The sequence below is a fragment of the Alkalicaulis satelles genome, from assembly GCF_008630495.1.
Taxonomy (GTDB): domain Bacteria; phylum Pseudomonadota; class Alphaproteobacteria; order Caulobacterales; family Maricaulaceae; genus Oceanicaulis; species Oceanicaulis satelles.
The window spans coordinates 445938-459056 of the sequence record NZ_VWOJ01000001.1; the positions used below are offsets into that span (position 1 = coordinate 445938).

General features: G+C 67.4%; 13 protein-coding genes. 7 read left to right on the forward strand and 6 right to left on the reverse strand.

Translation table 11 applies throughout. The features are described 5' to 3' along the window. Positions 1 to 3: 3 nt before the first annotated feature. The 5 genes from plsY to F1654_RS02175 all read left to right on the forward strand — a co-directional run bounded on the left by plsY (position 4) and on the right by F1654_RS02175 (position 5537). Positions 4 to 603 (forward strand): glycerol-3-phosphate 1-O-acyltransferase PlsY, encoded by a 600-nt coding sequence (plsY, locus tag F1654_RS02155; RefSeq protein WP_150021855.1) that lies wholly within the window; start codon positions 4 to 6, stop codon positions 601 to 603. Next, a complete protein-coding gene (gene dprA, locus F1654_RS02160; RefSeq protein WP_150021856.1) occupies positions 600 to 1730 on the forward strand; it encodes a DNA-processing protein DprA in 1131 nt (376 codons plus the stop codon). Before plsY ends, dprA begins: the two co-directional genes overlap by 4 nt. A 71-nt stretch (positions 1731 to 1801) precedes the next feature. Continuing rightward, entirely contained in the window at positions 1802 to 2362 is a 561-nt protein-coding gene (locus F1654_RS02165) for a hypothetical protein (RefSeq protein WP_150021857.1), read from the forward strand. Between the two features lie 63 nt (positions 2363 to 2425). Then, positions 2426 to 2941 (forward strand): response regulator, encoded by a 516-nt coding sequence (locus F1654_RS02170; RefSeq protein WP_150021858.1) that lies wholly within the window; start codon positions 2426 to 2428, stop codon positions 2939 to 2941. A gap of 28 nt (positions 2942 to 2969) precedes the next feature. Next, positions 2970 to 5537, forward strand: a complete 2568-nt coding sequence (locus F1654_RS02175) for a PAS domain-containing sensor histidine kinase (RefSeq protein WP_233205067.1) — start codon at positions 2970 to 2972, stop codon at positions 5535 to 5537. Positions 5538 to 5553: 16 nt separating this feature from the next. Here the strand turns inward: F1654_RS02175 and hspQ are convergent, their stop codons facing one another. Next, complete coding sequence (hspQ, locus tag F1654_RS02180) at positions 5554 to 5904, reverse strand: heat shock protein HspQ (RefSeq protein WP_150021859.1); 351 nt, start codon at positions 5902 to 5904, stop codon at positions 5554 to 5556. Positions 5905 to 6119: 215 nt separating this feature from the next. Here hspQ and F1654_RS02185 point away from each other — a divergent pair, with 215 nt between their 5' ends. Both F1654_RS02185 and F1654_RS02190 read left to right on the forward strand, forming a co-directional pair. Then, positions 6120 to 7232 (forward strand): Ppx/GppA phosphatase family protein, encoded by a 1113-nt coding sequence (locus tag F1654_RS02185; protein WP_150021860.1) that lies wholly within the window; start codon positions 6120 to 6122, stop codon positions 7230 to 7232. After that, complete coding sequence (locus F1654_RS02190; protein ID WP_150021861.1) at positions 7229 to 7957, forward strand: RlmE family RNA methyltransferase; 729 nt, start codon at positions 7229 to 7231, stop codon at positions 7955 to 7957. Before F1654_RS02185 ends, F1654_RS02190 begins: the two co-directional genes overlap by 4 nt. Before the next feature lie 62 nt (positions 7958 to 8019). Here F1654_RS02190 and der read toward each other — a convergent pair whose 3' ends face one another. The 5 genes from der to secG form a co-directional block, all read right to left on the reverse strand. After that, positions 8020 to 9438 (reverse strand): ribosome biogenesis GTPase Der, encoded by a 1419-nt coding sequence (der, locus tag F1654_RS02195; RefSeq protein WP_233205068.1) that lies wholly within the window; start codon positions 9436 to 9438, stop codon positions 8020 to 8022. A 30-nt stretch (positions 9439 to 9468) separates the two neighbouring features. Then, a complete protein-coding gene (locus F1654_RS02200) occupies positions 9469 to 10872 on the reverse strand; it encodes an outer membrane protein assembly factor BamB family protein (protein ID WP_150021862.1) in 1404 nt (467 codons plus the stop codon). Continuing rightward, complete coding sequence (locus tag F1654_RS02205; RefSeq protein WP_150021863.1) at positions 10869 to 11753, reverse strand: tetratricopeptide repeat protein; 885 nt, start codon at positions 11751 to 11753, stop codon at positions 10869 to 10871. The genes F1654_RS02200 and F1654_RS02205 overlap by 4 nt, the downstream gene beginning before the upstream one ends. 102 nt (positions 11754 to 11855) lie before the next feature. Further along, entirely contained in the window at positions 11856 to 12683 is an 828-nt protein-coding gene (gene panB, locus F1654_RS02210) for a 3-methyl-2-oxobutanoate hydroxymethyltransferase (protein WP_150021864.1), read from the reverse strand. A 50-nt stretch (positions 12684 to 12733) separates the two neighbouring features. Then, positions 12734 to 13117, reverse strand: coding sequence for a preprotein translocase subunit SecG (secG, locus tag F1654_RS02215; protein ID WP_150021865.1), 384 nt, complete (start codon positions 13115 to 13117; stop codon positions 12734 to 12736). Between the last annotated feature and the right edge of the window lie 2 nt (positions 13118 to 13119).

The following is a 13119-nucleotide window of genomic DNA, read 5'->3' on the forward strand; positions in this document are numbered from 1 at the left end:
GCCATGCCCTTTGACTCATTCCTTCTGCTGGCTCTGGCCGGCGGGTATCTGTTCGGCTCCATCCCGTTCGGCCTTTTGCTGACGCGCCTGGCCGGGCTGGGCGATATCCGTTCAATCGGTTCGGGCAATATCGGGGCGACCAATGTGCTGCGCACCGGCCGCAAGGATCTTGCGCTGGCCACCCTCGTCCTGGACAGCGGCAAGGCAGGGCTGGCGTGCCTGGCCTTCACATTTCTCCACTCCACCGAAGCCGGGCTGATCGCCGGCGGCGCGGCGTTTTTCGGCCATTGCTTCCCGGTCTGGCTCAAATTCAAGGGCGGCAAGGGCGTGGCGACCTTTCTGGGCGTGCTGCTCGCCGCCGCCTGGCCGGTGGGCGTGCTGACCTGCCTCACCTGGCTGGGCATGGCGCTGCTGATGCGCATTTCCAGCCTGTCGGCGCTTGTGGCCGCCGCCGCCGCACCGGCGCTGGCGCTGGCCTTTGGGCGCCACGATGTGGCCTTGCTGGCGCTGCTGCTCACCCTGCCCCTCTACTGGCGCCACCGGGAGAATATCACCCGGCTCTTGAGCGGAACCGAACCGCGCATCGGCGCCGCCAAGACATGAATGCGGCGCGCCTGACCCGGGCCGGCCGGCTGGACTGGCTCAGGCTGGCGCGCACATCCGGGGTCGGGCCCGTCACTTTCCGAGAGCTCATCACCCGCTTTGGAACGCCGGAAGCCGCGCTGGCCGAACTGCCGCGCCTGGCCCGCCGGGGCGGACGCACCCGCCGGCTGGACATCGTCACGCGCGAGGCCGCCGAGGCCGAGCTGGAGCGCCATGACGAACTGGGCGCGCGTCTGGTCTGCACAGGCGAGCCGGATTTTCCCAAATTGCTCGCGGCGCTGGACATCCCGCCCCCGGTCCTGACGCTGCTGGGTCCCCTCAATCCGGACGCACAGCCCGCCTGCGCCCTGGTGGGCGCGCGCAACGCCTCCGCCGTGGGCTTGCGCTTCGCCGGCGACCTGGCGCGCGAGCTGGGCCAGCGCGGCGTCACCATCGTCTCGGGCCTGGCGCGCGGCATAGACGGCGCCGCCCACGCCGCCGCGCTTGACACCGGCACTATCGCGGTGGTGGGCGGCGGCGTGGCGCGCATCTATCCGCCCGAACATCATGAACTGCATCACGCCATCGCCCGCCAGGGTCTGATCATCAGCGAAACCCCGCCCGACCATGTCGCCCAGGCGCGTGATTTCCCGCGCCGCAACCGCCTGATTTCAGGCCTGTCGCTGGGGGTGCTGGTGGTCGAGGCGGCCGAACGCTCCGGCTCGCTGATCACGGCGCGCCTGGCCGGTGAACAGGGCCGCGAGGTGATGGCCGTGCCCGGCTCGCCGCTGGACCCCCGCGCGCGGGGAACCAACCGGCTCTTGCGCGAAGGCGCGGCCCTGATCGAAAGCGCCGAGGATGTGATCGCGGTGCTGCAGAACACCCGTCCGCCCGCCCTCAAGGAGCCCGGCGGCTGGGAGTATGAGGACGAGCCGGGCGATCGGCGTGCATCCGATGAGGCTGCCGACGCTGTACGCGAACGCATTGCAGAGCTGCTTTCCCCAGCACCGGTGTCCAAGGACGAGCTGGCCCGCCTTACCGGCGCGCCCGCCTCGGCTGTGCTGGCCGCCCTGGTGGAGCTGGAACTGGCCGGACGCTGCGAGGTTCAGCCGGGCGGCATGGTGCGGGCGGCCTATCCTGATGATTAACCGGACGCTTACCATGGCCCTTAACCCGGATTTGAGGCGTTAGGGGCAAGCTCCAATGGAAGGAGCACGCCATGGCCAAAGCTGTCTTTCACAAGCATCAGCGCGTTTTCGTGCGTCCCGTGGGCACCTGGGCGCTGATCGAGCGCGTCAAGCCGCAATGGGTGAAGGATGTCGAGGAGCCGGTGCGCATCTATTATGATTGCGGACTGGGACGTGACTTCACCACCGATGAGCTCAGCGCCGAAGCCGTCGAACAGGGCGATCCGGGCCAGTGGCGCCTGATGCGCGCGCGCAATAAATGGCAAACGCCGGAAGAATGCGCCCATCATCCCCAGCCGGGCACCTATCCGGTTGTGGTCACCGACCAGCAGAACTGGGGCGGCTGGCGGGTGCCGGGAGCGGAATATGACCGCGACCCCGCCCGGATCGAGCAGCAGGCCCGGCTGATCGTACAGGCCCCGCGCCTCATGGCGCTGGCCGAGGCCATCGCGCGCCTGGGCGCGGAAGATCCGGACGCCAGTCCGGACTGGATCAATCTGGCCCGGCGCGCGCGCGACACGGTCCGCGCCGTCAAGGCCCGGCCCGACGCAGACAGCGATGACAGTGCAAAACCCTTGCGCGCAGCAGTATAACGCCTTGTCACCCCTCTGATAAATCATACAATCTAACTAAGCAGTCAGTCAGGGTGATGACGGATGAAACCGGGCTTGCATCGCCTGTCAGTGCTGATTGTCGACGACAATTCGCACATGATCTCCATCGTGCGCACCATGCTTCTCGGGTTTGGCATCACCAAGACATGGGAATCGCGCGACGCGGCTGAAGCGCTGGAAATCGTGCGTCACGAGCCGGTTGATATCGTCATCACCGATTATCAGATGCCCTTGCTGGACGGACTTGAATTCACCCGTCTGGTGCGCACCGGCGATGATATCGCCAATCCCTTCATCCCGATCATCCTGCTCACCGCGCATACCGAACGCTCGCGCGTGATCGCCGCCCGGGACGCTGGTGTGACGGAAGTGTGCGCCAAGCCCATCAACGCCAAGGAAATATGGACCAAGATCGCCGCGGTTGTGAATCAGCCCCGCCCCTTTATCCGGGCGCGCCAGTATAGCGGTCCCGACCGGCGCCGGCGCACCGAGCCCTACAAGGGCGAGGATCGCCGGGCCCCGGCCGGGGCAAGCGCGCCTGACGAGGCTCAGGAGTAACACCGCCCGCTGGTCAGGGCCTGATCGCGTGCGCCACGCTGGACGCCGTACACGCACGCGCTTTACTTTCGGCTTCATGATTCTCAAACGCGACTCCAGGCGCGGCCGGACCGGGGCGCGAAAGACGGCCCAGAGCCTGCGCCGGGGTGCGTCTTCACGGCTGGCGCTGATGCTGGTCATGGGGTTTGTGCTGGCGTTTGGCGGGGTCATCTCCATCAAGCTTTATCAGGACTGGCGCGCCGCTGAATCCGCCGTGGAAGCCGCCCAGACCCGCAACGCCGCTTTCATCGCCGAGCGCCTGTCGGGGCGGATCGCCGAAGTGCGCAGCGCCCTGGCCATGACCGCCGCCCAGCTGGACGCCCTTTCCCCCGCCGGGGCGGCGCGCAACGCCAGCCAGGCTCTGGAGACGCTGACGCGCCCCGCCTGGGTTGAGGGCGCAGCGCTGCTCCTGCCCGACGGGCGGATCATCTCCAGTCTGGACTTGCCCGACACCGTCCTGCGCAATGCCGCAGATGACGCCCTGGCGGCCGGACAGGGCGTGGCGGCGCGCGCTGGCAGCCCCCACCCCATCGTCTCGGCGCATCCGGTGCGCCTGGCCGACGGCACGGTGGGCGCCGTGCTCGCCTTCATCAACCCGAACGCCCTTTTGCCGGGCCAGGCCGGTGAAGAGATCGCCTTCCTCACCGATGCATCCGGGCGGCTCCTGGCGCTCAAGCCCGCAGCCTCCTTTGACGGCGCGCCTCTGGCCGCTGAACGCGTAGGGCTCGATCCCGGCGCAGTCGCGCGCATGGCCGAGCGCGGCGGCGCCATGCGCGGCGCGCAGCTGGCGGGCGCAGACAGCGTCCTGGGCGCGGCCTCGGTGGCGGGCGCGCCGCTCCACGCCCTCACCCTGGGGCCTGGCGCGGTCAATAGCACCACATGGCGTCAGACGCTGTTGTTCAATCTCCTATTGTTCGCCGCCACGCTGGGGGCGTCGGTGGCGCTGTTCCTGGTGCTGCGAAAGCGCATCGGCGAGCTGGGGGTGGCTGAAGGCATGCTGCGCGAATCCCAGAACCGGCTGACCCTCGCCATGGAGGGCGCGCGGGTCGGGGTGTGGGACTGGGATCTGGAATCCGACAGCGTGCTGCTGACGGAGTCCTTCGCCCAGATTCTCGGACGCACCCGGGCCGAGGAAGTGTCCGGGCCGGAATTCCTGCTGCTGATCAGCGAGGAGGACCGCAACAAGGTGCGCGCCGCCTTGCGCAGCGCAGCCCAGACAGACGAGCTCGACGTCATGGTGCGCGCCGCCCAGCTGGCGGTCTGGTTCCAGATGCGCGGGCGCATCATGGACGGCACGCGCCGCCTGGTGGGCGTGGCCATCGACATCACCGAACGCAAGGGCGCCCAGGCGCGCGTCCAGGCCGCCGAAAGCCGGCTCCGCGCGGCGCTGGAATCCATGACCGAGAGCTTTGTGCTGTGGGATTCAAGGCGCCGGCTGATGCTCTGGAACCGCAAGTTTCGCGAGTTTTTCGGCCTCTCCGACACCGCGTTGCGCGGCAATATGCGCTATGAGGAAGTGGAGGCGATGGCCGCCAAGGCCATTGCCCGCGTGCATGGCGAACCAGGGGCGGATTCCTACGAGCTGGAGCTTAAGGACGGGCGCTGGCTGCATTACTCCGACCGCCGCACCAATGATGGCGGCATCGTCAGTGTGGGCGCGGACATCACCGCCCTGAAGACCCAGGAAACCGCCCTGCGCGACAATGAGCGCGCCCTGCGCCGCACGGTGGAGAATCTCAAGCTCAGCCAGGCGCGCGTGGAGGAGCTGGCCGAGGCCCACCAGCAGGAGCGGGTGCGCGCCGAGGAAGCCAATCGCTCCAAATCGGAATTCCTGGCCAATATGTCCCATGAGCTGCGCACGCCGCTCAACGCCATCAACGGCTTCTCCGAGATCATGGCGGGGGAAATGTTCGGCCCCCTCGGTGATGAGCGCTACAAGGGCTATGTCACCGATATTCTGGGGTCCGGCCAGCATTTATTGTCCCTGATCAACGACATCCTCGACATGTCGAAGATCGAGGCGGGCAAGATGCAGCTCCAGACCGAGCTGATCCTGCCCGGCGATGTGATCGAGCAGTGCGTGCGCATCATGCGTGCGCGCGCCGAGGAGAAATCCATCACGCTTGCCGTGGAAGCCGAAAGCCTTCCCGAGATCGAGGCCGATCCGCGCGCCCTCAAGCAAGTCCTGCTCAATCTCATGTCCAACGCGGTCAAGTTCACCCCCGAGGGCGGCGCGGTGAAAGTGCGCGGGTTCGACGCCGCCGACGGCGTGGTGCTGCAGGTGGCCGATACCGGCATCGGCATCCCCGCCGAGCATCTGCCCCGTCTGGGCAGGCCGTTTGAACAGATTGAAAGCCAGACCGCCAAAAGCCATCAGGGCTCCGGCCTGGGGCTGGCCCTGTCCAAATCACTGATCGAGCTGCATGGCGGCACGCTGCGCATCGACTCAGCGCCGGGCAAGGGCACCACCGTGTCCTTTTCGCTGCCCGCACGCCTGGAAGCCCCGGCCCCGGTTGAGAGCGATCCTGCGGGCTTGCAGCAAGCCGGTCAGGCTTGAGCGCGCTGACCCGGGCTCAGTTCACACCGCCAGGGCGGGCCTTGACGATATAGCGCTCGCCGTCAAATCCATCGAAGAATTCCGGCGCAGAAGGGTGGCCCACCGCGCCATTGTGAGCGTCGGGCAAAAGATTCTGCTCAGACACGTAGGCCATGTAAAAGCTTTCCGAGTTTTCCGCGAGCAGATGATAAAAGGGTTGGTCCTTGCGCGGCCGGATGGCCTCGGGGATGGAGAGCCACCACTCTTCGCTATTGGCGAATTGCGGATCCACGTCGAACACCACACCCCGGAAAGGAAACAGGCGGTGGCGCACCACGTCGCCAAGCGCGAATCTGGCGTGTCTGAGCGGCGCGTCCGGCTGGGTCATCACACTTGGCCTCCTTCAGGACGCTCAGATAAGCAATTTGCGCGCCGGTTCCAGCTAGCGGCTTCACAGACGGGCGCCGCGCATAGCTTACGTGATCTCAGAAGCGTGTTATCCTGACAGATAATTGAAGTCAGCGCTGGTTGTGCTGCGCTATGGCTGCGCCCCTGTTCCAGGCGGCGCGCTGCGTACGGGCTGGCGCTACAGGGACGCGCATGATGGCGAAGGACGCCGCAGGGCCCGATTCGCCGCGCCCGGACACCGCAAGGCCGTCCCGCAAGGGTCCGCCCGATACGGTCTACGGGGCGATTGATCTGGGCACGAATAATTGCCGCATGCTGCTGGCGCGCAAGTCGCCGGGCGGTTTTCGCGTGATCGACGCCTATTCGCGCATTGTCCGGCTGGGCGAAGGCCTGTTGTCATCCGGACGCCTCTCCGAACCGGCCATGACCCGCGCCATCGAGGCGCTGAGCGTATGCGCAGACCGGGTCAAGCGCCGCAATGTGACGCGCCTGCGCGCCATCGCCACAGAAGCCTGCCGGGCCGCCGACAATAGCGATGAATTTCTTGAGCGCGCGCGCGCGGCCACCGGGCTGGAGCTTGAGATCATCACCGCCGAGGAAGAGGCGCGCCTGGCTGTCCAGGGCAGCCTGGACCTGCTGGATCCCGAGATGGACGCCGCGCTGGTGCTGGATATTGGCGGCGGCTCAACCGAGTTGTGCTGGGTGGATCTGGCCGAATGGCGCACGCGCGGCGGGCTCAAATCCGGCGGCCGCCCGCCCTTGCGCGGCTGGTCCACCATGCCGCTGGGCGTGGTGACCTTGTCAGACCGCTTCCCCGAACCGTCGGACCCGGCCTTGCGTGAAACCTGGTATCAGGACATGAAAGCGTGCGCGGCCCAGCATCTGCGCCCGCCGCGCGGGGCCCGGCGCCTGCGCCCTGTGTTCAATGCCGGGCGCGCCCATCTGGTGGGCACGTCGGGCACGGTGACGTCTGTGGCGGGCGTGCATCTCAATCTCGAGCGCTATGTGCGCGACAAGGTCGACGGCATGTGGATGAGCACCGCCGAAGCGCGCGAGGCCTGCCTGCGCCTGGCGGTGCAGGACCGGGCCGGACGCGCGCGCCAGGGCTGTATCGGCGATGACCGCGCCGATCTGGTGCTGGCGGGCTGCGCCATCTATGAAGCGGTGATGGACGCCTGGCCCACCGAGCGCGTGCGGGTCGGCGACCGGGGCCTGCGCGAAGGCATACTTCTGGGCCTCATGCGCCCGCGCAAGCGGCGCGGATCGCGCGGCCGCACCCGCTCACGAAGAGGCAAGGCGAAATCATGAGCGGCGCAGGCGATGATGAAGACGAACCGCGCCGCCGGCGCCGGTCCGGTCCGGTCACCAAGGGCGGGGATGCGCGCGCGGCCAAGCAGCTGCGCACCCGGGTGAAGACCGCGCGCGGGCGCAAGCACTCCTCCCAGCGCTGGCTCGACCGCCAGCTCAACGACCCCTATGTGGCCCGCGCCCGGCAGGAAGGCTATCGCTCGCGCGCCGCCTACAAGCTGATCGAGCTGGACGACAAGTTCGGCCTGATCCGGCCCGGCATGCGGGTGGCTGATCTGGGCGCGGCGCCGGGCGGCTGGGCGCAAGTGGCGCTCAAGCGCGGCGCCGGCCATGTGGCGGGCGTGGATCTTCTGGAGATCGCCCCCATTCCCGGCGCCATCCTGTTGCATATGGACTTCACCGAGCCTGAAGCCGCCGAAGCGCTCAAAGAGGCGCTGGGCGGCCCGGCCGATCTGGTGCTGTCAGATCTCGCGCCCTGGACCACCGGTCACAAGGCCACCGATCATTTGCGCATCGTCGCCCTGGTGGAGACCGCAGCGCTGTTCGCCATGGACGTGCTCAAACCCGGCGGGACATTCGTCGCCAAGGTGTTCCAGGGGGGCGCGTCCCATGACGTGCTCGACGCGCTCAAGACCCGGTTTGACAAGGTGCGCCACTACAAGCCGCCCGCCAGCCGCACCGAGAGTGCGGAAACCTTCCTGATCGCCCAGGGTTTTAAGGGTTAAAGGCTTTTCAGCAAAAGTGGGAACCGGTTTTGCGGTTCGAAAAGCCGGCCTCTGATAATGCTCTAGGACTTTTTGGCGTACGGGTTGGCGCCCGCCTTTACGATCAGGCGGATCGGCACGCCGGGCAGATCAAAAGCTTCGCGCAAGCCATTGATCAGATAGCGCTTGTAGCTTTCTGGCAGATAGGCTGCGCGCGAGGCCATCAGCACGAAGGTGGGCGGGCGGGCCTTGGTCTGGGCCATGTAGCGCGGCTTGACCCGCTTGCCATCGACAGACGGCGGGGGATGGCGCTGTGTCATTTCGCCCAGCCAGTCATTGAGATCGCGGGTCTTGACCTTGGCGTTCCAGTTGCGGTGCAGCCCCTTCACCGCCGGCATGATGTGGTCGAGCCCGCGCCCGGTCACCGCCGATAGCGGGATCAGCGGCGCGCCTTTCACCTGCGGCAGCAGCCGCTCGAACGCCTCGCGCATTTCGGCCAGGCGCGCCTGTTTGTCAGCGACCAGATCCCATTTGGTCAGGATCACGATCAGGCCCCGGCCCTCGGCTTCCACCCTTGCGGCGATATTGAGGTCCTGCTTTTCGAACGGCCGCTCGGCGTCCACCAGCAGCAGCACGATCTCGGCGAACTTGATGGCGCGCAGCGTGTCGGCGGCGCTCATGCGCTCGATACGGTCATCCACCTTGCCGCGCTTGCGCAGGCCCGCGGTGTCGTGCAGGCGCACGCGCCGGCCTTCCCACTCCCACTCCACGGCAATGGCGTCGCGCGTCAGACCCGCTTCCGGGCCGGTGATCACGCGCTCCTGGCCGATCAGGGCGTTGACCAGGGTGGACTTGCCCACATTGGGCCGGCCCACCACGGCAATGCGCAGCGGCGCGCCCTCGTCCGGGGCGTCATCGGAATCAGGATCAAACCCGGGATCCTCGGCGTCGGTGGAGATTTCCGCCTCGTCTGGGTCCGTTTCGGGCCGGGTATCGAGATTGATGCCGTCAAGCTCAACGATCAGGCGCTGGAAGAGATCGCTCATCCCCTCCCCGTGTGCGGCGGAGATGGGCACCGGCTCGCCCAGGCCCACCGACCATGCGTCGCCCAGCCCGGCCTCGCCGCGCGCGCCCTCGCACTTGTTGACCGCCAGAATGACGGGCCGGCCGGCCTTGCGCAGAAGATCGGCGAAGCGCTGGTCCAGCGCGGTCACGCCCTCGCGCCCGTCGATCAGGAAAATGCACACATCGGCGTCCTGAAGCGCGCGCTCGGTCTGGGCGCGCATGCGCGCCTCGATTCCCGTAGCGGCGTCTTCATAGCCTGCGGTGTCGATCAGGCGCAGATCCAGATCGCCGAGCCGCCCGCGCGCCTCGCGCCGGTCGCGGGTGATTCCGGGACGGTCGTCCACAATCGCCAGCGGCTTGCCCGCCAGGCGGTTGAACAGGGTGGACTTGCCCACATTGGGGCGCCCGACAATGGCAAGGGCTGGCAGGCGTCGCACCGGTGGCTCCGTTGGATGATCCGTCCCCGCCTAGCGCAGGGCGATCAGGCGTCCGTTATTGGTGACGACCACGACGGTTTCGGCGGCGATGACAGGCGCGGCGAATACCGGATCGCCCAGATTGCGCGTGGCTGTGATCTCACCGTTGGACGCATCCACAATGGCCAGCTCGCCCTGGGACGACGCCAGCACCAGGCGGTCGCCCGCCAGCACCGGACCAGCCCAGGCGACACGGTTGCGGCGCCGGCGCTCGTTTTCGAACTGGCGCAGCTGGGTCAGCCAGACCACTTCGCCCTCATGGCGGTTAATGGCGACCAGCTGGGCCTCAGTGGTCACAAGGAAGATGTAATCGCCGGCCACAGCCGGGGTGTGCACCCCGCCCGCCGGCAGCGTCCAGCTCCGCTCGCCTGTGCGAAGATCGAGCGCCGCCATAACGCCGGAATGGCTCATGGCGTAAACCCGGTCGCCCAGAATCACCGGGCTGGCGGCGATATCATTGATGCTGGACATGGGCGTCAGCCCGCCCGCGCGGGTCAGCGCCTCGGTCCATAATTCGCGCCCGTTGGGCGCGCGCAGGGCCGCCACCTCGCCCGAGCTGTAAGGCGCGATCACGGTTTCGCCCAGCACGGCGGGGCTGGGCGTGGCCAAGACGCGCGCGGTCTCCGCGATGGAGCGGTGCGACCACATCACCTCGCCATTTGAGGCGTCCAGAGCCAGCAATTCATTGTCGTCGGTGGTCACCAGAACCCGGCCTTCAGAAATGGTCGGGGCGGAGTGATAGGGCGTCAGGGCGCGGCGGCGCCACAGCTCTTCGCCCGTGCTCGCGTCCAGCGCCACCAGGAAACGGCCGCCGGTATGGGCGAAAATGCGCCCGGAATCATAGCCGATGGAGCCGCCAAAAGTGGGCGGATGGCCCGATCCGCCGGTAAACGGCACCCAGGACCCGCCTGCAGAGGCGCTTCGGTCATCGCGCACATGCTTGCGCCAGCGCTCCGAACCGGTGTCGAGATCGCGCGCGGAAACACGCCCTTCGGCGTCCATGGCGTAGACAACGCCGTCAGTGATGACCGGCCGGGCGCGCACGCGCCGGTCCCGGCTTGAGCCCGACCCGATATCCACCCGCCACAGACGCTCCAGCGCGCCCGAGGCGCGCGTATGCTGCATGGCGTGGGTCGGGAAACCATCCGATTGCGGCCAGGCGCTGTTCACATAGGACCGCGGCAGATTGACCGTTCCGGCCGTTTCGGGCGCCACAAGGCGGTCATCCAGCTGCAATACCGGCACCCGCTGGTCGCGCGGAGGCGCGTTGGGGTCTTCGCGATCACCGCCGGAGAACGGATTGATGCTGCTCAGGCGCTCGCCCGCACCGCAGCCCGAGAGCGCCAGGCCGGCGCATAAAGCAAGCGCGAGCGGAAAAAATTTGCCTAGGCTCATCGCCCGTCCTCCTCATCATCAGACCCCTCGCCTGATGCATTCTGCTGTTGGATCCGGCGGATCATCTCCAGCGGATCCTCGCTTTCCTCGTCTGCAGTCTCACCGGCCACCCGGCGCAGTGTTTCGGGCAATTCAAGCGCCGCGCCGTCATCGGCCTCGCCAGGCAAGTCCAGAGGCGCCGCGTCCGTCTCCGGCGCGCTGTCCCCGATGATCTCCGGCTCGGCCTCGGCCGGCGGCGCGTTCTGGGCGATGAAGGCCAGCGCCTCCTGGGCCCGGCGCTGCACGCCCGGGGGCGCATCCAGGGCGAAGGTCAGCAATTCATAGCGCCGGCGGGCATCCTCCCAGCGCTCATCGCGCAGGGCGGCGGCGGCCATCAGCTCGCGCGCCAGCGGGCCGACATTGGATTCCGGACGGGTCAGGGGCTGAAGACGCAGATTGAGATCGTCCAGCGAGAGCTCGTCAAACAGGACCAGAACAGCGCGGTAGCGCGCCAGATCACGCGACAGGGACTCCGGCGAGCGCTCGGCGGCCTGTTCATACAGGCGCGCCGCTTCCGCCATGTCACCCATGGACTGGGCGATGGCGGCCCGGCGCATCAGGGCCAGGGCGGCGTAACCGCGCGGACCGCTTTCGGCCAGGGCGGCGAAAGCATTGTCAGCTTCATTGATCGCACCGGCCTCGTATAGCGAGGCGGCGGCCTGATAGGCGTCGGAAGCCGCATCGGACGCCTGGCGTGAAGCGTAGGACTGGTACTGATAGCCAGCAGCGCCCAGCACGATCGCCACGGCGGCGGCGGCCACCCACGGCCCCCATTTGCGCAACAGGGCCTGATAGCGCTCGCGGCGCAGTTCTTCTTCGACTTCGTCGAAAGCGTCAGCCAAGACAGGGCTCCGGGTTGGTCTTCAAAATATGGCGCGACCCTAGCCGCGCCGTCAGTTACGGGCAACAACCCCATGCCGCTGGCGCCCGGTCAGGGCCAGCGCTCAGCCCGATTTGGGCTTGTACACCTGATCGGGGCCGGGAAAGGCGCGCGCGCGCACGTCGGCGGCATATGCTTTCACACCGTCTTCAAACTGGCCCTTGAGATCGGCGTAGCGCTTCACAAAGCGCGGGGTCCAGTCGAACAGGCCCAGCATGTCGGGCGTGACCAGGATCTGGCCGTCGCAGGCCGCCGACGCGCCGATCCCGATGGTCGGGGCCTTCACCCTGGCTGTGATTTCGGCGGCCAGGTCCTCGGCCACACCCTCGATCACAATGGCGAAGGCGCCCGCCTCATCAGCAGCGACAGCTTCCTCGATCACCTTGGCCCGGCTGGCCGCGTCCCGGCCCTTGGCCTTGAAGCCGCCATCCGCCAGAGCCGCCTGGGGGCGCAGGCCCACATGACCGATCACCGGTATCGCGCGCTCGGCCATGAAGCGGATGGTCTCGGCGATATAGACGCCGCTTTCCACCTTCACCGCCTGGCAGCCGGTCTCACGCAGGATGCGTGCGGCGTTGTCAAACGCCTGCTCGCGCGAACGCTCATAGGTGGAGAACGGCATGTCCACCGCCACCAGCGCCCGGTGCGATCCGCGCATCACGGCCTGGCCGTGCAGGATCATCATGTCGAGCGTCACCGGCAGGGTGTTGGGCAGGCCATGGACCACCATGCCCACCGAGTCCCCCACCAAAAGCAGATCGCAATGGGGATCGAGCAGCGCCGCCGTCGGCGCGTCATAGGCGGTCAGGCAGACCAGCGGCTCCCCACCCTTGCGCGCGCGCACCTGGGGGGGCGTGATACGCTTCACATCCGGTTTGGCCTGGGCCGACATGGATCGCCTCGCGCGCCGGACAGTTCCGGCTCATGAACGCACTGAACGGCTTAGCGGCCCGGAATTTCCGGATCGTCTTGCGCGGGCTCGGGCTGAGATTCGTCAGGAATCTCCTCGCCCTCCTCCTCAATATCGTCGAAGCCGGAGAAATCGAACGGACGCTGGGTGGCGGGATCATCGCCCAGACGATCAATCACGGAACGCCCGCTGTCATCCACGCTCGCCAGCACGGCCAGCAAAATGGAATTGCCCACGAACAGCGCGCCGAGAATCATTGTGGTGCGGGTCAAGAGATTGGCCGAACCCCGCCCGGACATCATCCCGCCCGGACCGCCGCCAATGCCCAGCGCGCCCCCTTCGGAGCGCTGCATCAGAATGACGGCCACCATCGCTGCAATCAGCAAGAGATGGATAATCAGAAGCACTGCAATCATGT

Excerpts from the sequence above, each read along its gene's own strand:
- F1654_RS02200 (WP_150021862.1), bottom strand. The coding sequence starts at position 10,872 with ATGAGCCTAGGCAAATTTTTTCCGCTCGCGCTTGCTTTATGCGCCGGC.
- F1654_RS02190 (WP_150021861.1), top strand. The coding sequence starts at position 7,229 with ATGAGCGGCGCAGGCGATGATGAAGACGAACCGCGCCGCCGGCGCCGG.
- hspQ (WP_150021859.1), bottom strand. The coding sequence starts at position 5,904 with ATGACCCAGCCGGACGCGCCGCTCAGACACGCCAGATTCGCGCTTGGC.
- panB (WP_150021864.1), bottom strand. The coding sequence starts at position 12,683 with ATGTCGGCCCAGGCCAAACCGGATGTGAAGCGTATCACGCCCCCCCAG.
- F1654_RS02170 (WP_150021858.1), top strand. The coding sequence starts at position 2,426 with ATGAAACCGGGCTTGCATCGCCTGTCAGTGCTGATTGTCGACGACAAT.
- F1654_RS02165 (WP_150021857.1), top strand. The coding sequence starts at position 1,802 with ATGGCCAAAGCTGTCTTTCACAAGCATCAGCGCGTTTTCGTGCGTCCC.
- plsY (WP_150021855.1), top strand. The coding sequence starts at position 4 with ATGCCCTTTGACTCATTCCTTCTGCTGGCTCTGGCCGGCGGGTATCTG.
- secG (WP_150021865.1), bottom strand. The coding sequence starts at position 13,117 with ATGATTGCAGTGCTTCTGATTATCCATCTCTTGCTGATTGCAGCGATG.
- F1654_RS02185 (WP_150021860.1), top strand. The coding sequence starts at position 6,120 with ATGGCGAAGGACGCCGCAGGGCCCGATTCGCCGCGCCCGGACACCGCA.
- dprA (WP_150021856.1), top strand. The coding sequence starts at position 600 with ATGAATGCGGCGCGCCTGACCCGGGCCGGCCGGCTGGACTGGCTCAGG.